Consider the following 23,308-nt stretch of genomic DNA (forward strand, 5'->3'; position numbering starts at 1 on the left):
AATGGGTCGACTTACCAGAGTACGACAGCCACGACAGGAACGATTAGCTTCAACGGTGCAACAGTACTGACCACCGATGTGGATGTAACCACAGCTAACAGTGACATCAGCTTCATTGGTGCTGGTACAATTGATGGTGGCTTCATTCTTCGTTTGACCGCGGGTACCGGGAACATAGACTTTGATGGAGCGGTGGGTGCCAATACCCCCCTTAGTTACCTACTCCTGCTAAGTGCTGGCCAGCTCAGTAACAGCGATCCAGGCGGCGAAATACTTCTCCAATACCAAGACCTCTACATCGACGCCCCGTCCTCCACCATCACCCTTCAGCGGAATCTGACCGCCCGGCGGATAGTCTTCTACCGCGGTATCCTCGATGTGAACGGCCAGACCCTGGCGACAGATCTCCAGGGAGCGGCCGTTGACGCAGGTGAAGGCGCCGGGGATCTGGCAATCTTCGGCACCAACTACGAACCCAACGACCCGGACCGCGAGGGCAGTCACCCGGGCAATATCCTTCACAGCTACCCCCTAGCAGGGGCGGCCGTTGGGAATGGCGGGCTTACTTATTTCCCGGCTGGCGGAGGCTATACTGCAGCAACCGGTACCTTCGGAACCCCACCGGACGCAGTCCTGGAGGACCTTGACGGATCCACCCTCTCTGTAGCCGGTAACCTCTATGTAAACGGAACGGACCTTTCGGGAGCCGCATCCTGGGGCATAGCAGTCCCTGACAATAGCGATGCAGACCCCAGGCCCGGGGCAAAACCCGGGCATTACCCTGGGGATGCACCGCATTTCGGCCTGCCCTATGCCATGGTATTCAACAGCAGTATCGACTACGGCACCGCAAGCGGCGGCTACATATCGGCGGTCCGGGCTGAAATCCCCTATGCCGGGACGGCAGACCCCAGAGAAGCCCCACAGGGTCAGAATCACGCCAGAAACAACAATGTAACCTTTGGGAGCAACAATGCAGGCACCTGGAACGACCAGCCCCTCCGGATTACCGAAGCCCGCACCGTGGCGGATACTATCATTCGGGTGGTGTTCAACCAGCCGCTCTCGAACAGTCAGGGAGAAGTGGAAGCGGCCTTCGCCGGCCAGGAATTCTACTACACCGACGCCGCCGATCCTACGGAGCCGGGAGGCAGCCTCGGCAGCCTGACCTTCGATCAAGTCTATCTGGCTCCCGGTCATAGCCTCGGCGAACCTCTGAATGATGCCTTGACCACAGATCCCGAGCCGGGCCACCTGGTGCCCCTGGACTACGCGAATCCCGCCCATCATCAGGTAGGCGATGGAAGCAAACCCCTCTACCTCCGGGTAACCAACCACACCACCTCGGCAAACCGCTGGAAGACCGACGCCACGGGATCCGGGGTCAGTACCCCGGACTTCGCGGAACACCAGGCAGCCATCAACGGCGGAGCCGGGGCTGCTACCTCCACGGACCGCTCGGGAAACTACAGTCTGGACAACATCCCCAACCTATTTACCATCAAGGGCAGCCTCTTCAGCGCCGAGGGTAAGAGCCCTGTGGTGAACTATGGCTTCAATCAGGACCCGGCCGCTGCGGACATTGTGTCCTATGACCGGACCCTGGACGGGGCACACCCCTACCTGTGGAAGGTGGAGGCGGCCAGGGCGGACCACAATAAGGCCCAGCCCAGCAGCATCGATGCCCACAATTACCTGGACCTGTTCTACAGCGAGGCGGTGGATATAGGTGATTTGAAGGCCACCGAAAACCCGAGTACCGGTGCAGGGTCTCCGGCTGCAGGGGCTGCCGAAACCGCGGCGGCCCGGAACATCCGAAGTCAGCTCGCCTTTACCGCAGCCAGCGAACACGGCGGGGGTCTGGAAGTAACCGACGCCCAGACCATCACCCTGACAGGCCTTCTCAGCTACGCAAATCCGGGCTTCGACACCGCCGGGGCAAATACCCAGATCGGCTCCCGGGACGCCCTCCCCGGCGCGGCCGCCCCCCACCCCGAGCCCACCGCCAACGCCCTCTACCGCGACATCCTCACCCACACCGGCACTCCCCCCGCCGCGCCCGAGCTCTCCAGCGCCCAGGTCGACCAAACCGCCGCCGCCCTGGACCGGGCCAGGCGGCTGCAAATCTTCCTCAGCTCCTTCGATCTCCAGGCCGGAGAGGGAACCTTTAACGACGGAACCGCCGCCCCCGGCCCCGCCTGGCCCGGCTGGCATTATAATCTCCCCGATCCCAGAACCCCAGGAACAACCCTCCAGGTTCCGGCCAATGAGTTCATCACCGACCGGGCGGGGAACGCTGTGAACCACATTATCAGCACCGCGGCCCTGGCGCAAAACGCTGCCGCGGACTCACGGCCCAGCCATGTCATCCCTGCGGCCCAGGGACCCGTGGCATTCAGCGAATCAGCTACCGCGGATACCCCGGGAGGCACCCTGCCCATGGATCTGGATCCCCCGGACTTCTCGGTGTACAGCTTCGATTCAGACAGCGGCGATCCCTCGGTCTACGAGATTGTCGCCCGGTCCACCCTGCCCAGCGGACTGGTCGACCGGATTGAGTTCTTTATTCAGGATAATAGCGGAGAAAACAACGAAAGCGACTGGGACCCGGTTTCCGAGGATCCGGGAATCCCCAACCACCCCGATGTCTCCCAGACCGGTTACTCCTATGCCGCGGCTCCCATGCGGCCCCTGGACGGTATACCCCGGGGACTGCGGGACGGGTTGTTCGGATTCACCGGGGGCGACCCGAGCCAGTTCGATGGGTTGGCCAACGAAGCGGAGGCCTTCCGGTTCGATGTCCTGGGCGCCCAGCCCCTGGTCTCGCAATACAGCCGGAGCTTCGACACCTCGGTGAACAATTCCCAGTTCCGGCCCGGAGAAACCAATACGCTTATTAACATTGCCGATGATCCCTATTTTACCATCAGTCTGGATGCCAACGCCTACAGCTTCGGCGCCCTGACCCAGATTGCCGCAGGGTACGACCATCAAGAGGCCTACCTCACCGACTTGGCGGGAAACCTGCTCTTCTCCCGGTCGGATATGCAGGCCATCGAACGGACTCCGCCCTTCATCCGCCTGGCCCTAGCGGCGGTGGGCAGCAGTAACATATACCTGCAGTTCAACGAGCCCCTCCAGGCCATCGCCAGCGATTCAACCAAGGCCACTACACCCGAGGGTATCGCCGACCTCCTGGGCGATTATTTTGAGTTCACCTCCTCAGCGGGCTTTACCAATACCGTTACCGGAGGGATTCCAGCCCCCGACGGACCGGATCAGACCGACGTGGCGGGCACCATAACCCAGATGTACCTCCAGCTTGCCCAGCCTATGACCGCGGATATGCTGCTGACCGGCAGCCTCAGGCTGAACAGCCAGGGACAGGCCCGGGTGGTGGACCGTAACAGCAATCCCATGCTCTCGGGCAGCGAATATTCCCGTCGGGTGAGCGATCTCGCCCTTGGGGTGATTTCACCGGTCTACGCCTCCGACGGAATCCAGCGGGATACCGGGGAGGGGGTTCCCTTCGAAGTGCTCAGGGATTTCTCCGGGAGCGGAACCTTGAGCGACCGGGATATTCTTATTCAAACATCCCTTTCTGGCACAGTCGCCAGGGACCTGCCGACATCTCTGTTCTACGATGCCCTGGTACCCCAGGAGGTTACCCGGGAAGGATTCTGGACACCCCAGGGCCTTACCGGGCTTCTCCCCCAGGCGAACATCCAAGCCCGGCGGGCCCGGCAGAGCGCCTCCCAGGGAGCCACCCGGAACTTCATAATTCCCGGGGACGACCCGGAGATGGTAGACGGAAATGTCATAGAGTTTATTCTCGGTGTGGGCGATCTCAATGCGGGACTCGTATCCGACCCGGATAAGCCCTTCCAGCTGGATACCTGGAAGTTCACCGTGGGCGGGATTATTACCCAGCGTGCAGGCGTTACCATCCTGAACAACGTTATAAACCCCCTGGCCGGGGACACCACCATGGTGCTCTACGATCTGGGCAGGTCGGGAATGGTGACGGTGTCGGTCTTTACCCTGGACGGTAATCTGGTCCGGGTTCTCCACCGGGGCAGCCAGGGAACCGGGTCCTACTCGGTTTCCTGGAACGGATCCAATACCCAGGGGCAGGTCGTCGCCCGGGGCCTCTACCTCATACGGGTAGTAGGTCCGGACATTGACGAATATAGAAAGGTGCTGGTGGTTAAGCCCTAGGGAGTGGGGGAATGGGTATCGTTGGCAAGTGTATTCGGTGCAGGGATTCTGCCGCCCCCCGGGAGGTTGACCCGGGGAGCAACGGGCATGACGGGGTACCTCCTGATCCTGGAAGGTACCCTAGTACGCCTAAAGGGATTTAGCGGCGGTTACCCAAGAAACGGAGCAGGTAGAGGAAAAGGTTGATAAAGTCCAGGTAGAGGCGCAGGGCTCCGAGAATAGAAAGCCGCACGAAGTCTTCTTCACCAACCTCGCCGGTGAGTTGATCACTCATCTTCTTGATCTGCTGGGTATCGTAGGCCGTCAGGGCGGTAAAAAGAAGCACGCCGACACCGCTGATGATGAAGTACATAGCCTCGCTGCGAAGGAAAATGTTCACCACACTGGCGATGATCAGCCCTATTAGGCCCATGAGCAGGTAGTGGCCCCAGCCCTCTAGGCTGCGTTTGGTGGTCATAGCATAGAGGCTCATGGCTGCGAAGGTTCCGGCGGTAATAAAGAATACCGTGGCAATGGAATTGGCGGTGTATACAAGAAAGATAAAGGATAGTGTCACCCCGTTGAGTCCAGAATACAGGGCAAAGAGGGCTGCTGCAGTACCGGTACTGAGCTTATGGATACTGGCGGATAAAAACCAGACCAGGGCGAGCTCACCGATAATAAGCATCATCAGAAGTCCCGGACTCGAGGCAATGGCGTACACCACCTGCTGATTATTGGCCACCATCAGGGCGACGACACCGGTTATTATAAGACCCAAGGTCATCCATATATATACATTTCGTAAGATCGTCCGGCTTGCCACGGCACTCAGGCCTTGGCTGAAACTCGTTTGCTGTTGATTCATACCGTTCATCCTCCTATCTATACAATAATACCAAAAAACCCCCGGGGAGGATACAACCGGAATTTCGGATGCCCCGGGTTCCAACCGGCACCTAGTGGGCGCCCGGTTCTGAGGATACCCTTCGCATTAGATATCTATAATAAATCCTCCATTGTCCGTCAAAGGTATTATACTGGTAGTATTGGGTGCGCCAACTCAGTACTACCCCTTCCATGCCCAATGAACTCACCATGGTCCGATGACCGAAAAGGAGGTCCCTATGCAACGGACTTACCGTCGGCGTGGAGCATTCTTCTGTGTTCTGCTCTCCCTAGCGCTCCTTGTAACCCTGACAGCCTGCATTAACCCGGCAGGACCGGATCCCGGGGGAGAAGACGATCCCGGGGAGGATGAAACAGTTGTACCGGATGAACTTTTAGGAACCTGGTATAAGGATTTCGGCACCGACCTCTATCAGATGGGATCGGAAACTGAGCCCCTGGAAGCCGATGCCATGATCCTTGAGGTGGAACAGACCCAGTACCAGGTCGTCTTCTTTAAGGAAACCCAGCAGGTCTATGGCATAAAGGGCAGCTACACCCTGTCCGGGCAGAACCTGGTGCTGGCACAAACCCATGAATGGGACGACCAGCTGTTTTGGCAGGCCGAGGCAAGCAGCGAAACCGTGCCTATCAGCCTGGAATCCGCCAGCCTCACCATGACGCCCCCGGAGGATAGCGTTGAAATCACCCTGACCAAAACTGTCTTTTCCACTGAGGAAACCCTGGCGGGAAGCTGGAAAACCCAGGACGGCAGCGAGGCTCTGGTTCTCCATGCCGACGGCACCTATGCCTACACCAGCGATGAAAACGGCTCTGAGACCGGCACCGGGTGGATGGTCAGCGGCGATACCTCGGGCCTGTTTTGGAATACCACCACCAGCCGGGATTCCGGCGAGGGCTTTGTTGACGTGTACATCGACTACCTGACCCCCTATCGCATCAGCGAGGGAAACCTGGTTCTTACCTATCCGGGAAGCGGAGACACAACCTTCATACCAGATACCACGACCGCCGATGATCTTGCCGGCAGTTGGATTACTGTCTTCGATCAGGAGCCCTACACCGTTGAGGAGGGAGTAACCGCCGATGCGGCCCTGTTCCAGTTTAACGGCAGCGATTTCGAGCTGTTGTTCTATAACCAGACCGAGCAGGTGTTCGGCAGCAGGGGAACCGCCAGTCTCATGGGGGTGAAAATTATCATTTCCTTTACCGAGGCTTGGAACGACCAGACCTACTGGCAGGCTGATACGGGATCCGAATGGATTTCCTATCAGACAGCCGAGGGGGCGTTGACTATAGACGGTCCCGGAGGGGAGCTGACCCTAGAAAGGCAGGAACCCCAATCCATGGAGACCCTCAGCGGGGTGTGGGCCAATGAGGGGGATATGATTCAGGCCCTTGTTCTGTCGACCCAGGGTGATTATGAGTACTATACCGATAGTTTTGACTTCAGTCCCGAGAAGGGGACGGTGTCTGTTTTGGGTGATTTCATTCTCACCACAACCCTGGAGCGCTGGGATGCCAAGCTGCCGGGGTACGAACCCATGGAGATCAGCTACCTGACCCCCTGGGCTCTTGCAGCTGAGTCTATGACCCTGGAGTATCCCGACGGCCCGGTGGTCTTCAGCCCCAGTACTCCTGTCGTCGATCTGGAGGATACCCAGGGTGTGTGGCTCCAGGATTTCGGCTCGGCGGTGTACGAGTTCCGGGACGGGGAGTTTGCCCAGGTGGTTGCCATTGAGGTGGCCGATGATGAGTTTGAGCGGATTCTCTATGCGGATACCCAGCAAATCGACGGGAACCGGGGGACCCTGCGTATCCTCGGGGAATACCTGTTGATAACCGTCACCCAGAGCTGGTCCGAGGAGCTGAACTGGCAGGATGATGCTGCTATTATGCTGGCAGCCTTCGACCTGGAGGGAAGCGTCTTGAGTTTCTACGAGGGAGAATCGGCTCTCAATCTGACCCAGACGCCATTTGATCGGCCTTCAAGCTGGATCGGTACCTGGGAAACCCAGGATCAGAGCATGGCCTTTACCCTGAACGCCGACGGCACCTACACCTACACCACCACCTCGCCATCCAGCGACGATGAAAGCGGCGAGCCCTGGAGTGTATCCGGTACCGAATCTGGCTACTTTCGGAATGTAACCCTTCAACGGGATGTTGACGATCAGGGCTGGGTGTCCATGGAACGTAGCTACCTTACGCCCTACGAGCTGGGGGACGGATCGGTGATTCTCTCCTATCCCGACGGCCAAGGTGGCACAGTCTCCGTGCCCTTTATGCAGCCCCAGTAGTATACCCATGAGCTGCCCGAAGCAGCCCGGGGAGTATGGCCCACGCCGTACTCCCCTTTTTCTAGGGCTCAAAGGGATGTACCGGTTCTAAGTCCCTCAAAATCCCGGCTCACCCCCTCGTAGGCGATACTGTACCTCGGCGCCCAGATCCCGGTACTGCCTTGACAAAGCCCTGGCTTGGGGGCAATTCTCAGGGTATGTCCGATCACATACTCATAGAGATTCCCAAACCCGATGATTTTCACCTGCATCTCCGTCAAGGTCCCGCCCTGGATCAGTACACCCGCCACAGCGCCAGGGATTTCCAGCGGGCCCTGGTCATGCCCAATACCCAGCCGCCCCTAAAATCCGCCCGGCAGATACGGGATTACGGCCAGGCCATCCGAACAGCAGCCGAGCAGGCCGGGTATCCGGAGTTTACTCCCCTGTTAACCTTCAAACTCGGGGAGGATGTGGATCCCGCCGGCTTGGAGGAACTACAGGCTGCAGGGGTGGTGGCCGGGAAGTATTATCCCCGGGGAGCGACTACCAACAGTGAAGACGGGGTACAGGATTTCCGGAGTATGTATCCCCTGTTGGAGGCGATGGAGGCCGGGGATGTGGTGCTGTGCATCCATGGGGAAGATCCGGGGGCCTTCAGTCTGGATCGGGAGAGGGCCTTTTTGCCCGTACTGCGGACCCTGGTACGGGATTTTCCCCGGCTCAGAATAGTACTGGAGCATATCACTACCCGGGATGCCTTGGATGCCTTGGCGGAGCTGCCTGACCGGGTGGGGGCAACGGTAACCCTGCACCACCTGCTTTGTAATCTGGATGATATGATCGGCGGACATTTAAATCCCCATCTATTTTGTAAACCCGTACTCAAGGCTCCGGATCACCAGGCCGCATTGCAGAAAGCGGTGCTGGAGGGCCGGGAGCGGATATTTTTCGGGAGCGATTCTGCGCCCCATCCGGTCCATGACAAGGAGTCGGCCTGCGGATGCGCCGGTGTCTACACTGCCCCGGTCGCCCTGGCGATGGCGGCCCAGTGGTTCGCCGAGAACGGGGCCTTGGAACGTTTTGAGGCCTTCGTGGCTCGCACCGGGGCGGATTTTTACCGCATCCCCCGACCGGGAGACTACCCCGAATCCAAAGGAATCCGTATTATAGAACGGTCCTGGCAGGTGCCGGAGCGCTATGAGAATGTGGTGCCCTTTGCCGCCGGCCGGGAACTACAGTATCAGACGGAGCAGGTATAATGGTTATCATTCCGGCCATCGATATGATTGACGGTAAGGCGGTGCGGCTGCACCAGGGTGATTACGGGACAAAGAAAGACTACGGCGATCCCGTGGATGCCGCCAAGGAGCTGACGGATCTCGGGGCCACGCGGATTCACTTGGTAGATCTGGATGCGGCCCGAGCAAAGGCGGACGGCAGCGACCGGGAACAGGTTCGCAACAACCGGCGTATTATGGAGCGCATCCGCAGCCGGGTTCCAGGGCTGTTGGAGGTTGGAGGCGGCATCCGTACCCGGGAGGATGCGGCGGAGCTTTTGGAGCGTGGTATGGACCGCCTGATTCTCGGCACCCTCTTTGCCCGGCAGCCCGAGGTCGGGGGACAGTGGGTTGAGGAGTTCGGACCGGTATTTTTAGCAGGGATTGACGCCCGGGACGGAGAGGTTAAGATTGCCGGCTGGGAGGCTGGCAGCGCTATCCAGGACATCGATCTGGCCCGCCGGGCGAAAGCCCAGGGCTTGTGCGGTATTGTATACACGAACATCGCCATGGACGGTACCCTGGCCGGACCGGATATTCAGCGCAGCATCGAGGTCGCCCGGGCTGGGGATCTGCCCTTGGTGGTTTCCGGGGGGGTCGGCAGCAATGACGACATCCGCCGGGTTGCGGAGAGTCAGGACCAGGGACTCACCGCGGTCATTACCGGCCGGGCCTATTATGAGGGCCGGATATCCCTGGCGGAGCTGTTCCGGGAATTTCCCCAACCCCGGGAATTTAGCTGGTAGGGGTTACCGGCGGCGACGGGTATAGAAGACGGTGCAGTTGGTACCGAAAACCATGCATAGTGCACAAAAGGTTGTAACATTTCGCCCCGGCGACACTACCTATGGCTGGGATTTTTGTTTGTACCGCTATATCTGGTGTAATGTACAACCTTGTGCGCACTAATAATACCAGTGAGAAGGAGCAGGAATGCAGACACCTGAGAAAGACGGAGCGGTACAGCCCCTTATTATCGAAAACACCGGGGGAGACCTGCTTTCCGCGGGACTTATCAACACCAAGGGTATTCAGAAGTCTCTTGAACAGGGCGGGCTTTGGACCTTGGACGGATCAACCGGACGCCTGTTGCCCCTGAGCGGAGCAGGGAAGCTGCAGGATCTTCGTCAGGAGCGCGGTATGGTCCGGGCGGTGGTTACAGGCTTTGAAGGGGCTCCTCAAAAGCAGAATGGAGGGGATTCTAATGCCGGACCAACCACCCCGGCCCCCGGGGATCAGGAAGCTGTGACTCAGCCAGAGGAAACCCAGGCGGACCCCGGACAGGTAATGACAGAGCTTCAAGACCTTATCCGTCAGCGAAAGATTCAGATGCCCGAGGGCAGTTATACCACCCACCTATTCTCCAAGGGCGAAGAGAAGATCCGGAAAAAGACCGGAGAAGAGGCGGTGGAGATCCTCCTTGCTCGCAGCGATGAAGAGTTGGTGTATGAGTCAGCAGATTTTCTGTATCATCTCTTGGTGCTCTTCGTGCAACGGGGCATTGATTTTAATACGATTTTCCAGGAGCTTGCCCGGCGGTAGCCGAAAATAGCGGAGGCCGGCATGATCCCACCTGGACCGGCTCGGGATTGAAAAGTCCACATAATTGTAGATAGTGTGCAAAAGGTTGTAAACTACACCGGATATAGCGGTGGTACCTGGGGCCGGCCCCAGGAGTAGTGTCGATGGGGGCAATGGTATAACCTTTTGCACACTACGATTAGTTCTGCCCGGCTGGCGGTTCTCTGATATACTAGGGGCGTGAAGAAACCGGTTCGTCCTATTTTTGTTAAACTGCTTCTCTCGTATTCCATGGTAAGTTTTTTACCCCTGGCATTGGTCTGGTTCAGTCTGCTGTTGTGGGGGCGGGGTTTCGCCGTTCAGCAGGGTGAACAGAGGGCTGAGCGGGGTATTCTGGAGCTGTCGGGGAATATTGACGCGGCCTTGGGTGGGTTCTTGGCGTTGGCTCGGAGTCTCGCTGACGATCCCATTGTGCAGGAGAGCATTCGGGGTTCCCAGGCAGAATGGACGCCGGACCAGGAGCTTGCCCTGTACTCGGCTCTATACCGGGGGATCGGCAGCCATCTGCATACCATCGACATCACCCTTACCAGCATGGACGGCATGCAGCGCCATACCACCGGGGTGTTGGCCGAGGACTATGATTTTAGAAATTACCAGAACCGCCTCGGAATTCCTGACGGAGTCCTCTCGGGGAACCCGGGGTATTCCCTAGGCATTCGCCAGGGGGCCGGACTGTCCATCTGGGTTGGTCTGCCCGGAGGGGTGCTGATTTTGGATATTCATCACGCAGCCCTGAACAGCTACGTAGATTCGTCCCCCTTCCGTGATCTGTACCTGGTGGACCGTAGAGGGTTTGCCATCTTCGACCTGCTCCGGCCCCAGCAGATAACCGGATTTTCCGACGAACCCCAGCTCGGTATTGTGTTCTCCCCGGAGGTGATGCGGCAGCCCGAGGCGGATCTTCTGGTGCACCGCCGGGACCTGGAAGCCGGACGGATCTCACTGGTAGGCCTCACCGATTTGGCTCCCGCCTTTCAGAGTCTCAGCGAGCTGTTAGCCGTGGGCTTATGGCTCATGGTGGCGGCAGGGATTTTAACGGTCATCATCTCGATCCGGATCAGCAGATCCATCAGCAGGCCGATCCACCGCATTGTGACGGCCATGGCCGGAGGGAATCAGGGGCCCAAGCGGATCCAGGAACTCCGGGTCGGAACAAATACGGCCGGGGTGGAGACCCCCAGGGACGAGCTGGATTACCTTATGGTCCACTATAACCGGATGGTCGGTACCATCGATCAATTAATTGTGCAGATTAGGCAGGAGGAGCGGGCACTCCGGGAGGCTGAGCGGCGGGCATTGCAGGCCTGGGTGAATCCCCATTTTTTATACAACACCCTGGGATCCATCAAGTCCATGGCGAAGCTTGGTCAGGGCCAGGTAGTGGCAGACATGATTACCGAGCTGGGAAAGATCCTCAGGTTTGCCATAACCGACACCGGGGGCATGGTTACGGTACAGCAGAGTATGGCTCAGATTCGAAGCTATCTGCGGATTCAAAAAATGCGCTACCAGGACCGCATTGTTTTCTCCGAATATGTCGACGCGAGGCTCCTTGAGCTATTGGTTCCGAAACTTCTGATTCAACCCTTGGTGGAAAATGCCATCCTCCACGGGGTTGAAGCGACTCCCGAGCCGGTAGAGATTTCCGTGAGGGTTGAGGTAGCCGGCCCGGAAGAGGAGTCGGTGCAGATTATTGTTGAAAACACGACTCCCCCCGCCCTGGGGCCGGTGAGAGAGGCGGCCCCGGAACAGGATACCGAGGCAGGCGCGGGAATGGGGTTTGAGAATGTACGCCGGAGGGTGCAGGCCGTGTACGGTGATGCGGGTAGGGTGGAGTTTTTCCGGGGCGATTTGCGGACCCAGGCTCGTATTATCATTCCCCGAAGGGCAAATCTGCAGCCGACAGAGGAGGGTAATGGATGACCGTACTGCTCGTTGAGGATGAACCGCTCCTGCGGCAGGAGCTGGAGGAAACCTTCCCCTGGGAAAGTGCGGGGTGTAGGATCGTCGCCAGCGCGGGTACCCTGGCACAGGCCCGGTGGGCGGTGGAGGAATACCAGCCTGACATCCTGGTGACAGACATCCAACTGCCCGACGGGGATGGGATTTCATTGATTGAAGAGGTAATGCCTAAGGCAGCCATCATCATCACCGGCCATGCCCAGATTGTGTACGCCCAGAAGGCTCTGAGGGTGGGGGCGGCTGATTTCATCTTGAAACCCCTGGACGATAACGAATTGCGCCAGGCCCTTCGCCGGGCGGTGGCCAAGCTGAGCACCTGGCATTCAGCTCCCCAGGTCCAGATGGACGGTAAGCCGGGGAGGGGCGGCCAGGCCGCAAATTCTCACCAAAGCCCCCTGGTCCAGGCTGCCCTTTCGTTTCTCCACCGTCAGTACCGGCGGAATATCGGGTTATTTGAGGCTGCCCAGGACGTGGGGGTGAGCGAAGGCCATTTGGCCAGCCTGTTCAAGGCCGAGACCGGCATGACCTTCGTCCAAGCCCTGACCCAGTTCCGGATGGAACAGGCCTGTATCTACCTTCGGGATCCCCGGTTTCATGTCAGCGAGGTGGCCCAGCTATGCGGGTTTAATGATCCGGCATATTTTACCAGGGTGTTCAAACGCCATTATGGCCGGACACCCCGGGAATTCCGGGATCATCCGGGTTAATGGGGGCAAAATGCCTCAGGAAGCCGGGCACCGGCTATGCCGCAGATCCAGGAAACAAACTCCTGGAAGCCTAACTCCGTGGATACATAGGTCCAGGTTTGTATACCCAGGGCCTGGGCGGTTTCGGTGTTTTCCCGGCGGTCGTCAACGAATAGGCAGTCTTGAGGTTTCCAACCCTCGGTGTCGAGAATGTGGGTGTAGAAACGGGGATCAGGTTTGGTTATCCCTATGAGGTGGCTTGCGTAGACCTGGTGGAAGCTGTCGTAATCGCCCCGGTTCCGGTGGATGCGGTAATGGCTCTCCAAGGTGTTCGTTCCGCAGACAACCCGGTTTCCTCCGGCTTTCAGGGCATCGATGAGGTACAGCATCCGGTGATCGATGACGGGTTTGAAGCACTCCGCAATCAAATCACCCTCCACATTGGTTCCAAAATGGGTGTTGAAGAGGTTCCAGTATTCCTGGGCTGTCATGGCTCCTTCGGACATGGAGTGGAAGTCTACCCCGGAAAAATCACGAATATCCGACGGGGAAATTCCGGTTATCTGGGAAATCTGGGGTATAACATCCACCTCTTGGGCCAAAACGCCGCCCATATCAAAAATTACATTCACGGTGTACTCCTTATGCAGCTGGTGATCTCAGCCCTTTCGCGCGTTATAGACAGCCGATCCTCCCACAAAATACCGTGAAAGGGTGAAAAACAGAATGAACATCGGTATGCTGGCGATAACCGCCACAGCCATCATGGCTCCGTAGTCGGCGTGTTTTTCTGCGGCAAATTTAACAATGTACAGGGGGATGGTTTTCATGGACTCCGATTGAGCGATTAACAGGGGCCATAACAGGGTATCCCATTGGCTCCGGAAGGCTAATACCGCCAGAGTGGCTACGGCAGGACCGGTATTCGGGAGGATGATCTTCCGGAAAATCGCGAACTCACCCATACCATCCACCCTGGCTGCGTCGATAAATTCATCCGGAAAGGTGGTATAGTATTGGCGCATCATGAATACCCCGAAGGCATTCACCAGGAAGGGTAGAATCAATCCGGCATAGCTGTTCTGAAGTCCTAACCGGGTGGCAACCATGTACAGGGGGATCATGATGGTCTCAAAGGGAATCATCATGGTCGCCATAATCATCATGAAAACCAGGTTTTTGCCTTTATAATCAAATTTTGCCAGACTATACCCGGTCAGGGCTCCAAGGAGTACGGTGGTCACCGTTACCGTGGAACTTACGATCAGGGAATTGAGAATATTCCGGGGGAAGATGAAGCTGTCGTTGTTCCCCGCAATGGCACGGTAGAAGTTCTCCAGCTTCAGGCTCTGGGGAATCCAGGGATAGGGCATTTTCATGATGTCCCCCCCGGGCATGAGGGACGCGGTGATCATAAAGATCAACGGAAGGGTGGTAAATCCCAGGGCAAGAATCAGGATGATGCCGGTAATGCTGCGTACCCCCAGATGCTGGATCAGTCCCCCGGGTCTGAGGCGGGGTTGACGGTGTTTGTCTGATACAAGGTCTGCCGTATTTTGAAGTATTGATTTCATTAGTAGGTTACCTCATCAGTTTTTGAAGCCTTAAATTGGATGTAGGTCAGGGTGATCATAATCACCAGAAGAATGATACTCATAGCGCTGGCTCTTCCGATCCGGTGGTCCCGGATTCCGGTGTTATAAATATTGAGGGTGATCACGTTTATCGGGCTCTGGGGGGCTCCGGACTGGGTAAAGAGATACTGGGTACTGAAGGTTTTCAGGCACTGGAGCATCGACATTATAGACACCAGAACGATGGTGGGTTTGAGCAGGGGGAAGGTAATTCGCCAGTAACTCTGCCAGGGGCTTGCGCCGTCGATTTTGGCTGCCTCATAAAGGCTGGAGGGGATGGAGGACATACCCGCCAAGACCACAATCACGAAGTACCCGATGTACTTCCAGAAATATACCAGCATGGTGGCAATCTGAACCATAACGGGGTTTGAGAACCATTGATGGTCCACCCCGGGGGAATTCATAACGGTATTCAAAAACTGGTTTGCCAAACCCCGGGGATCAAAGATGAGCAGCCAAATGGTAGCCGCTACCACCGAGCTGAGTACGGCAGGGCTGTAGTAGGCCATCTGTAACAACCGGCCGCCTTTTTTAATCCCGTGAACCAGGGCTGCCAGGAGCAAACTCACCACGAGAAGGGTCAGGAAGGTACCCAGGGTGAATACCACGGTTGCCCGGATACTGTTCCAAAAATCGCTGCTCTGCAATAGGTAGGCGTAGTTCGAGAATCCCACGAATTCCGGCGGCGCCAGGCTGAGAATCTGTTTTTTAAAGAGGCTGGTCCAAAAGGCGTTGAGAATCGGATAAAAACTGAACACCGAGAAGAACAGCACAGCCGGCAGGACAAATATGCGTCCCCAGCGGTCTTGATACCGCTTCAGGTTCCCGTTCCGGTTGGAATTCTTCGGGTTTTTTGAAAATAAACGGGACATGCGAACTCCTTTTTCTATAACGAGATGCGGCATGGCACCGGTACACCGACGCCACTACCGCATCTCCTTCGGTTGGGACTGATCAGCCTTCGTCGATCAATTCCTGGGCTTCAGCCTTCAAGGTGGCATATGCCTTCTCCGGCGTAATTCCTCCCAGCATCACCGACTCAACAGCTTTTTTTATGAGTTCCTGAAGTTTCGCACTGTTTCCTGCGTAGTAGACCACATGGGCCCGTTCCATATCCGCACTGAAGACATCTGAATAGGGCATGCTTTTGTACAGATCGCTATTCATAAGTGCCTTGGTGGGTTGAATAAGTCCGACCTTTTCCAGATATTCCTCGGAATGCTGCAGCATATACGCGATGAACCTCCAGGCCATATCCTGCCGCCGGCTCGGAGCCTGACCGTTCACCATAAGGTAGTGGCCGTAGTAGCTGGCTGCAGTATCCTGAACCGCATCTTCAAAAACCGGGAAGGGGATTACCCGCCACTCGCCGCTATCGAAGAATTCCGGGTTATCGGCCTTAATTCGGCCCTGCTGATACAGGCCGGTATGGGCCATGGCAATATCGTTGTTGTCGTGGTTAAACAGTGAGCGGGCATTCCGGTATGTGGGAGATCCAAGATTCTTTCCGTTGGGACCCCATTCCTGCATGAACCGCAAGAAGCTGATCCACGGCTGTTCGCCCACGATGGCTTCTGTTCCGTCCGGGCTGATTAATTCCCCGCCAAGCTGTTCAACCATGGGGACCATGGCAACCAGATAGTAGGGATACCGGAAGTCAAATCCGCGTCTGGTGAGGATATCGCCGTCGCGTATTACCAGTTTCTCGCTTACCTCGACCATTTCTTCCCAGGTCTTGGGGTAATCGGTATCCGGGTTAAGTCCTGCGTCTCTGAAAACCCGGTCATTCACAAAAATCGACCAGTTTGTCAGTTCCAGGGGCAGGCCGTAGATCTGGCCGTCAACACTAACCGGATCAAGCACACCCTTCATGTAGGCATTTTGGAGTTCTGAAACGGAGCCGTAGCCCACGGATTCGGGATTAACCGGGGCAACACGGCGGTTGGCGATGTAGGCGTATTCGTCCTCTATCTGCAGATTAAAAATATCCGGACCCTGGTTGGCTGCAAAGGCCGTCAGGACGAGCTCTGGGATCCGGGACGATGCATGGGTTACCCGCTCTATGGTTACGTCGGGGTTCGCTGATTCGAACTCCGCAATTAACCGCTCCTCCAGGGCCGTCCGGTTGGGATCCTCATGGGTCCAGTAGGTTAGGGTAATGGGGCCGGTCTCTTCCTCCGGGCCGCCGCCTGCGAATACTGCGGGAGCCAGAAGCAAACCGGCTGCCAGCACCATGATAATCTTCTTCATACAATCCTCCTCGATACTGTTGATTGTGAGATCATTCTCCTCCCGGGAAGGATTTCCAGCAATGCGATTATTTTCATAAAACCAGGAGGATTTTCATGACGGGTAAATCATACCAGGAGGAAGGGATTTTTCCCGGCAACTGTACAATGAACCGTACACCTCTTGTGGATAACCTGGGGACAACCTTCGGAATTTTGTGGGAAACTGTGAAACACCTCAACACGTTTTGGGTAGTAGACAGAATATTTTTTTGCAAATTTGCCCGATTTGCTATTGACAATTGGTATCTCCTTATAAGGGAAGCAGATAGAAAATTTCATGGAAAAATGGAGAAAATCTGAGTACCCCTGGCGGGTATAATCACCATACATTGGACATTTTGTAATACCTGAGGCATCCCGAACAGCTTGTGGATAACTTGTGGAATATATCTGGGAATCCTTGGAATACTTCGGGATCTATCCCGGGAGCGCCATAAACAGGGGAACCAGCACCGGCACCAGTATACTCAGGATAACCCCATGGACCATGGACAATCCCATGACCTGGTAGCCGTTGTAGCGGCTGATCATCGGCAGGGTAACATCCATACTGGTGGCTCCGGCGATGCTGATGGAGGCCAGGCTCCGCCCCGACGCCGCCAACACGGGAATGCTCAGCAAGGCCAGACTCTCCCGGAGCAGATTACTCAAAAAGGCGGCGTTGCCCAGGAAGGCATCCCCTAAATCGGTAATGAGTACCCCCGAGAGGCTGTACCATCCGAAGCCTGCCGCGGCAGCCAGTCCCCGGGATAGGCTGAGATCCAGAACTAGGGCTGCGATACCGCCCCCGGCCAGGCTGCCCAGGGCGGTTGCCACGGGTAGGAGCAGGGTATTCACATGGAGCAGCCTCTTGACCCCGCCGCTGCTTTCCAGGGCCATGCCGAGTCCGGCCAGGAACAACAACAGATATAACAGAACCTCCGTTATCGGTGTTGCTTCAAGGTCTATCAGCCTGGGAGCTATCCAGCCGACCAGGATGCCTAGGCCCATGACAGCAATTAACACGGCCGGTTCCTTGAGCAGGGCCAGGCGGTTAATGGCTCCGGGGTGATTCGATTGCCCCGGGGGTTCGTCTGTTCCCGGCTTCTCCCGTCCGGGTTGGTTCTCGATTCCCTGCCCGGAAGAGGCCCCGGGCCTCGCACTCTCAGCCCATCGGGTGAACCAGCCGAGCCCCAGGGCAGCCAATACCGATCCCCCGCTGGTGAGTACCGCCAGGATGAGGGCGGTCAAACCCAGCTCGCCTAGCCGGGCAATAAGACTGTGGTCCGAGCCCAGGCGGTACCCCATGGCAGCTATGAGGAGCCAGAGTACCAGGCTATTAATCCGGGCAAACACGACATTGCGCTTGAGAAGGGCCGGCCGGAAGAACCGTCCGGCAGCGTACCCCAGGAGGGCAAAACTAAGAATTATAAGCACCGAGGTCCAAAGGTTGTTCATGATTCCCCATTCTACCGGGGATCAACCCCGGAGGGAAATAGGTAATCCCAGGCGTACCCCGCCGGGGAACCCGGCAGGAACACGCCCGGGATCGGATATGCCCGGATCAAGACCCAGGCGCGGTTACCCGGGATAGAAACGAAAATACGTAAAAGGTTGTAACATTCAGATACCGGCTGCCGACTCAGAACACCTCAACCGGCGCCTCGAGCTGCTCAATTTCCCTTCGGGACTTCGTTTCTTGTCGTCCGCCGAGGCTGGAAATGAGCTCCCGAGGAGTTCGGTGGGAGCTGGAGTGGGTAGTGGAATTACCGCGGTCACCCTCAAGACTGAAGAATGCGATGGCTTGCACCAGGGTTTCCGCCTGGCTGCTGAGCTCTTCGGCCATGGATGATAGCTCCTCGGAGGAACCTGCGATGGTTTGGATGGATCCATCCAGTTGACCGACGGCGGTGTTCACCTGGTCGATGCCGCTTTGCTGCTCCCGGCTCGAAGCCGCAACCTCCTGGATGAGCTCCGCGGTTTTTCGGATATCGGGAACCACCTGGCTTATGAGTTCTCCGGCGCTGGTTACGACCTTCGTGGAGTTTCGGATGAGATCGTGAATCTCCTGAGCCGAAGAGCCGGATCGTTGGGCAAGCTTTCGAACCTCTTGGGCTACCACAGCGAATCCCCGGCCAGCATCCCCTGCCCGTGCCGCTTCTATAGCAGCGTTCAAGGCTAGCAGGTTGGTCTGCCGGCTAATCTCCTCGATGATTAGCATTTTTTCTGCAATCTCCGACATAGCCCGGGTTGTCTGATGCATAGCTTCAAGCCCCTCTTCGGACCGCTGGGCGGCATCCTGGGCCATTTTATCGGTAATCAGAATGTTCTCTAAATTCCGGGTAACCGCAGCCGTCATTTCCTCCATAGAGCTGGCAAGCTCCTCAGCCGCACTGGCTTGCTCGCTGGCGGATTCTGAGAGCTGCACCGAGCTTCCGGCCATCTGATCGCTCCCCAGGGACACCTGATCAGCACTTTCCCGGATCTCTGCGAGAATTCGGGTTAAGACCTCCATGAGCTGCTGCATATCCCGGCCCGTCTCACCCAGTTCATCGTTCCGCCGGGCAAGCTGCTGGAAGGCCGCCAGTTCCTTGCCCCGGCTGGGAGTCAAATCACCCCGGGCAATCCGCTGGGCAACCGTAGATGAGGTCTTAATGGAGGCTGCAATGAAAGCGCTGAGAATGTAGACCACCCCACCGGTAACCACCAGCATTAGTGCCCCGATGATGAGGATTATCCTGGTCAGCCGTTGCTGCCCGGCGAACACCCGGGCTGTGGGCGCCACCGTTCCGAAGGACCACGGGGGCATTCCTTGGTAAATTTCCATGGGGGCAAAGGTAACAATGGCCTGCTCCCCGGTTAACACCGAAGATGCGGTGTAGCGGACCAGATTTCCCTCACCGATTCCCTGGGTAACCTGGAATTGCCGATCTAATTCAGGCGCAATGACCCTGTAGTGGCGGCCAATGTAGCTCTGGTCGGGGTAACTGAGAAACATTCCCTGGTTATCCACCATGAAGGCATACCCGGTTTCATAGGGGGTTATGCCTGCCACGGCTTCCCGAAAAACTTCAAGATTATAGGAAACTCCCAAAGTACCGATCAAGGATCCATCCCCGCTGACCACCGGCACCGCCAGAACCGAAAAAAGCCGCCCTTGGCCGTCGGTAATGGGGGCACTGAGAACCGGGCTCTTGCTGCTTTGAACCTCCCGAGAAATGTCCCCGGGAATCTCCTCAGGTAGTACCGAGGTCGCCTGGAATGTTCCGCCCCTCCGAGAGAGGGCGAAGGACGACGGCTGGTCACGGTAATTGATATACCACCCCTGGAGATACCGGCTGCGAAGGGTCAAAACAGCTTCCAGGGTCTTCTGCGAATCCTGATTCAGGGAAATAAACGTTGCGGCGGTTTCCAGGGATTCTATTGAACGTTGAAGATCCGCGGCCGCTTCTACCCCGTACTGTCTTGCGGTCCGTTCCAAGAGTTTCTCCGCCTCCTGGCGGATCAGGACACCTGTCTGATTTGCTGTGATGACAAGGGTTGCTCCCAATCCGATAAGAACAACCGCCGATACCATGAGAAATATTTTTACCTTTATACTCATGAAGTGCTTCATTCACGACCTCCTTGAGAACCTAAAGCCAGTATAGCGGTATTTTTCTCACGGAAAAGAGATAAGATGTAAGAATATTTCCTAGGGAGTAATTAGAGTAATTTGTCAGAGGCTGATATATCCGCGATGCACCGCCTGGGCCACTGAGGCTGCAGTGGTTTTTGTACCGAGCTTGCAGAATATCCGTTCACAGTGCCGCTTTACACAGGACTCCGTTATCCCCAGTCTGCGGGCCGCCCGGGCCTTGGAATCACCCTGGGAAAGATATAGGAGAACCTCCCGCTCCCGGATTGTCAGCTCCTGATTCTGCCAGCCGTCATCGAGATCGCGGCAGGCATTATCCGGGGAGGGGGGAGTGGAAGGGGAATAAAATTCTTGGATTATTTGAAGGTATTCCATGGCGGCCCGGCGCAGTGCTTCCAGGTTCCGAGAAGCCGGGATGTCTCCGGGGGAGGTTTCCGGAGGAATGCCCGGGGGTAAAGCGGACACCTCACCTAGAGCAGCCATGAATAACGCGGTTATTTCGTGGATGCTTTGGGCCCGGCTGGTCCTACTGTAAAAATCGCGAAGGGACTCCCTGGTCATACGGTTTCCTTGGGTTAGGATTGCTGCGTCTACAAAGGATGAAGTGGCGGGCCGGTTGCAACGGATTCAGCAGCTGGCTCGTATCCCTTTTGTAGTGCGCAAAAGGTTGTAAACGGCACCAGATATAGCAGCTCCATCCAAGGGCCACACCACAGATAGTGGCATCAGCATCGAAAGTTACAACCTTTTGCGCACTATCTATCTCTTTCTGATTTTTAATCCATGGTTTAGAGGTAAGCAAGTATTTTTTACGGTGGGATCGGTATTCTGCGTTGGTGATTTCATGATTGCCACATAGTGCCCTTACTTGTGGAGTAAGAATCCTATCTGCAACCCTAGGGAAAAAACCGAGAGGTCTATCCCAGGGGTAACCCTCGAGGGAAGTATGTATATCTGGCCCGAGAGGGTATCCTCAATCTCTGTTACGCCCTTTCCAGAGTCAAGTAATCCTCGGTAGTTCATGGTCAGTTGAAGGAAGGTACGGTCATCTACCAGGAGGCGGGCGGTAAGGGCAGGCTCCACGAGAATGGCATTGGAAATTGTATCGTAAAACCTCAGCCTTCGTTTTACATGATCATCCACTGCGGCCGCATGGACTAGTGGCGAGATAGTTACAGCGGGAATAATTACAAGGCCGTTATACGGTTTGATTGTCAGCCCCACTCCAAGGAGAAACTCATACAGGTTCAGTTGATATTCGAGAACCTCGCCTTCAACGTAGGATATTGCTAGTGTATCGGACCAGTCTGGGTAGGGGGCGCTATTCACTGGTGGGTACTGGAGGTATCCATCCCTGGCGTTCCAGTGGTAACGGTGATACTGAATCCCAATGTAAGGTTTAAGTCCGAGGAATGGTGAAAATTCAATGTGCATTCCGGCAGTAACATTAAGTGAGCTGTTTTCATGCAGGGTACTAACGTGTTGGGAATAATGGGTTTTTGTACCATTCCCATTCAGGTAGTCAGTATTAAAAATTAGACCTTCTGGACTGGTAAGCATGAATGAACCCTTAGCTTCTAGGAAAAAGCCATGATAGACATCAAGTTCTAGGGTGAATGGGAGTCTCACGGTCGGAGGTATCTGCCAATAAAGTCGGCTTTTAATGATTTGATTTTCATAGACCTCTTCGAGTACCCGGCCCCCCTCTAAGTGAAAACCAGTACTAAAACTAAGCTTCATTTTTGCAGGACCGGAGATATCAACTGCGAATTGTTCTGGTGGCGTATTCGTCTGGGCATATCCCATGGGAACAGTGGTGAGGCTCATCAGTATGAGACCAAAGCCTAGAACGAGGGGGTACCGTATGGTAATAGTATACATTATTACTGCAGATGGTTCGGGGTCAGAGACGAAACCGCCACCCGAATTCTAGGTTAGCGATGTCCAATTCCAGGCCGCTTAGGACATCCTGGTGCAATATGCTTCCAACAGCCTGGGAATACAGCGGTAGATTGAATCCTACATGCCCGATGAACACACCGCCAAGCATAAACTCTAGGCCGGGTGTCAGGGCGAAGGTGACAATCGGGCCGGTATTGTGAGGAATTTCCTGAGTACTGCCGGGAGGAAACATAAACCAATGTTCAAAAGTCGATTCCAATGTCCGATATGCTGGATTTGTTAGGCTAGTTATAATCTTTGAGTCTGCATACAGGGCCAACTTGTCCTGATTATTCTGATACAGGGTAAAGGTTGAACCCACGGGAATGAGGAAGAAATTGAACATACCCTTGTCAAAGGAATATGCAGTCCCCAATAATGGGTCGGCTTCAATGGATAGGCGTGAACGTAGCGCGATATTCTCAGATGTAAACCACTGGGTTTGGATCGTAACCGCTGCCGTCAAGCTTACAAAACCCGATTGAAGACCGTTTATAATAATTTAGGGAAATCCCAATTCTAACCCAAGGGATAACCAGGGTAGCACCCCGACCTCCAGAAGGGAGTTTAGGCCCGGCGAACCGGAAGTAAACCGGGATACTGACTCATAGTACTCATATCCCACTAAGTTATGATCTTCGTCAGTGGCAGTTATTGCAAGAAAATGTGTACCACTGCTAGGGGTAAAATACACACTGATGTCCACCTCGCCGGGCTGGAGTTGAAATCCCGATCCATGAGCGAACAGGTTGTATCCGCTGAGGAGTATTGATAGAAGCAGGGCAAGGGCAATTCTATGTTTCATGGTGTTGATTCCTTTGGTAAAGCGTATTGCAGGGATGGCTTTCGCCATCCCTATAGCAGTGATAAAATCCTTATGTAGTGCGCAAAAGGTTGTAACTATTCACCCTGGCGACACCATACCT

General features: G+C 56.0%; 19 protein-coding genes. 8 read left to right on the forward strand and 11 right to left on the reverse strand.

The window, feature by feature from the left end; all coding sequences use genetic code 11:
• Positions 1 to 4,218 (forward strand): FlgD immunoglobulin-like domain containing protein (locus tag DC28_RS09175; protein WP_037547978.1); only part of this gene is annotated, 4,218 nt, incomplete at its 5' end.
• A gap of 139 nt (positions 4,219 to 4,357) precedes the next feature.
• Here the strand turns inward: DC28_RS09175 and DC28_RS09180 are convergent.
• Positions 4,358 to 5,065 carry a Bax inhibitor-1/YccA family protein gene (locus DC28_RS09180; RefSeq protein ID WP_052078696.1) on the reverse strand — a complete coding sequence of 236 codons (708 nt, stop codon included), beginning with the start codon at positions 5,063 to 5,065 and terminating at the stop codon, positions 4,358 to 4,360.
• A 259-nt stretch (positions 5,066 to 5,324) separates the two neighbouring features.
• On the opposite strand from DC28_RS09180, the gene DC28_RS09185 reads away from it, so the two are divergent.
• The 6 genes from DC28_RS09185 (at position 5,325) to DC28_RS09210 (ending at position 12,918) form a co-directional block, all read left to right on the forward strand.
• The gene (locus DC28_RS09185; RefSeq protein WP_037547980.1) at positions 5,325 to 7,406 is read left to right on the forward strand and encodes a hypothetical protein; all 2,082 of its coding nucleotides are present in this window, start codon (positions 5,325 to 5,327) and stop codon (positions 7,404 to 7,406) included.
• A 197-nt stretch (positions 7,407 to 7,603) separates the two neighbouring features.
• Positions 7,604 to 8,647: a dihydroorotase gene (gene pyrC / locus DC28_RS09190; RefSeq protein ID WP_037547981.1), complete on the forward strand. Its 1,044-nt coding sequence runs from the start codon at positions 7,604 to 7,606 to the stop codon at positions 8,645 to 8,647.
• A complete protein-coding gene (locus DC28_RS09195) occupies positions 8,647 to 9,411 on the forward strand; it encodes a 1-(5-phosphoribosyl)-5-[(5-phosphoribosylamino)methylideneamino]imidazole-4-carboxamide isomerase (RefSeq protein WP_037547982.1) in 765 nt (254 codons plus the stop codon). The genes pyrC and DC28_RS09195 overlap by 1 nt, the downstream gene beginning before the upstream one ends.
• A gap of 187 nt (positions 9,412 to 9,598) precedes the next feature.
• Positions 9,599 to 10,207: a phosphoribosyl-ATP diphosphatase gene (hisE, locus tag DC28_RS16020; RefSeq protein ID WP_037547983.1), complete on the forward strand. Its 609-nt coding sequence runs from the start codon at positions 9,599 to 9,601 to the stop codon at positions 10,205 to 10,207.
• A 219-nt stretch (positions 10,208 to 10,426) separates the two neighbouring features.
• Positions 10,427 to 12,172, forward strand: coding sequence for a sensor histidine kinase (locus tag DC28_RS09205; RefSeq protein ID WP_037547984.1), 1,746 nt, complete (start codon positions 10,427 to 10,429; stop codon positions 12,170 to 12,172).
• Positions 12,169 to 12,918, forward strand: a complete 750-nt coding sequence (locus DC28_RS09210; protein ID WP_037547985.1) for a response regulator transcription factor — start codon at positions 12,169 to 12,171, stop codon at positions 12,916 to 12,918. The genes DC28_RS09205 and DC28_RS09210 overlap by 4 nt, the downstream gene beginning before the upstream one ends.
• Here DC28_RS09210 and DC28_RS09215 read toward each other — a convergent pair.
• The 4 genes from DC28_RS09215 to DC28_RS09230 form a co-directional block, all read right to left on the reverse strand.
• Positions 12,915 to 13,529, reverse strand: a complete 615-nt coding sequence (locus tag DC28_RS09215) for an HAD family hydrolase (protein ID WP_052078697.1) — start codon at positions 13,527 to 13,529, stop codon at positions 12,915 to 12,917. The two genes, DC28_RS09210 and DC28_RS09215, sit on opposite strands and share 4 nt — an antisense overlap.
• A 27-nt stretch (positions 13,530 to 13,556) precedes the next feature.
• Positions 13,557 to 14,471, reverse strand: a complete 915-nt coding sequence (locus DC28_RS09220) for a carbohydrate ABC transporter permease (RefSeq protein WP_081942100.1) — start codon at positions 14,469 to 14,471, stop codon at positions 13,557 to 13,559.
• Positions 14,471 to 15,406: a carbohydrate ABC transporter permease gene (locus DC28_RS09225; RefSeq protein ID WP_052078698.1), complete on the reverse strand. Its 936-nt coding sequence runs from the start codon at positions 15,404 to 15,406 to the stop codon at positions 14,471 to 14,473. Before DC28_RS09225 ends, DC28_RS09220 begins: the two co-directional genes overlap by 1 nt.
• Before the next feature lie 82 nt (positions 15,407 to 15,488).
• Positions 15,489 to 16,784: an ABC transporter substrate-binding protein gene (locus tag DC28_RS09230; RefSeq protein ID WP_037547986.1), complete on the reverse strand. Its 1,296-nt coding sequence runs from the start codon at positions 16,782 to 16,784 to the stop codon at positions 15,489 to 15,491.
• A 95-nt stretch (positions 16,785 to 16,879) separates the two neighbouring features.
• Between DC28_RS09230 and DC28_RS09235 the strand changes: the two genes are divergently transcribed.
• Entirely contained in the window at positions 16,880 to 17,125 is a 246-nt protein-coding gene (locus DC28_RS09235) for a hypothetical protein (RefSeq protein WP_037547987.1), read from the forward strand.
• A 117-nt stretch (positions 17,126 to 17,242) separates the two neighbouring features.
• On the opposite strand, the gene DC28_RS15565 is transcribed toward DC28_RS09235, so the two are convergent.
• From DC28_RS15565 to DC28_RS09265, 6 genes are all read right to left on the reverse strand, one after another.
• Positions 17,243 to 18,262, reverse strand: a complete 1,020-nt coding sequence (locus tag DC28_RS15565; RefSeq protein WP_052078699.1) for a lysine exporter LysO family protein — start codon at positions 18,260 to 18,262, stop codon at positions 17,243 to 17,245.
• Between the two features lie 184 nt (positions 18,263 to 18,446).
• A complete protein-coding gene (locus DC28_RS15570; RefSeq protein ID WP_052078700.1) occupies positions 18,447 to 20,420 on the reverse strand; it encodes a methyl-accepting chemotaxis protein in 1,974 nt (657 codons plus the stop codon).
• Positions 20,421 to 20,522: 102 nt separating this feature from the next.
• On the reverse strand, positions 20,523 to 21,002 hold the full coding sequence (locus tag DC28_RS15575; RefSeq protein WP_052078701.1) for a response regulator transcription factor: 480 nt from the start codon (positions 21,000 to 21,002) through the stop codon (positions 20,523 to 20,525).
• A 303-nt stretch (positions 21,003 to 21,305) separates the two neighbouring features.
• Positions 21,306 to 22,268: an omptin family outer membrane protease gene (locus tag DC28_RS09255; protein ID WP_162180219.1), complete on the reverse strand. Its 963-nt coding sequence runs from the start codon at positions 22,266 to 22,268 to the stop codon at positions 21,306 to 21,308.
• 76 nt (positions 22,269 to 22,344) lie between these two features.
• Positions 22,345 to 22,728, reverse strand: a complete 384-nt coding sequence (locus DC28_RS09260) for a hypothetical protein (RefSeq protein WP_037547989.1) — start codon at positions 22,726 to 22,728, stop codon at positions 22,345 to 22,347.
• 156 nt (positions 22,729 to 22,884) lie between these two features.
• On the reverse strand, positions 22,885 to 23,187 hold the full coding sequence (locus tag DC28_RS09265) for a hypothetical protein (RefSeq protein ID WP_156104642.1): 303 nt from the start codon (positions 23,185 to 23,187) through the stop codon (positions 22,885 to 22,887).
• Positions 23,188 to 23,308: the final 121 nt, after the last annotated feature.

This window comes from Spirochaeta lutea (genome assembly GCF_000758165.1).
GTDB classification, from domain to species: domain Bacteria; phylum Spirochaetota; class Spirochaetia; order DSM-27196; family Salinispiraceae; genus Spirochaeta_D; species Spirochaeta_D lutea.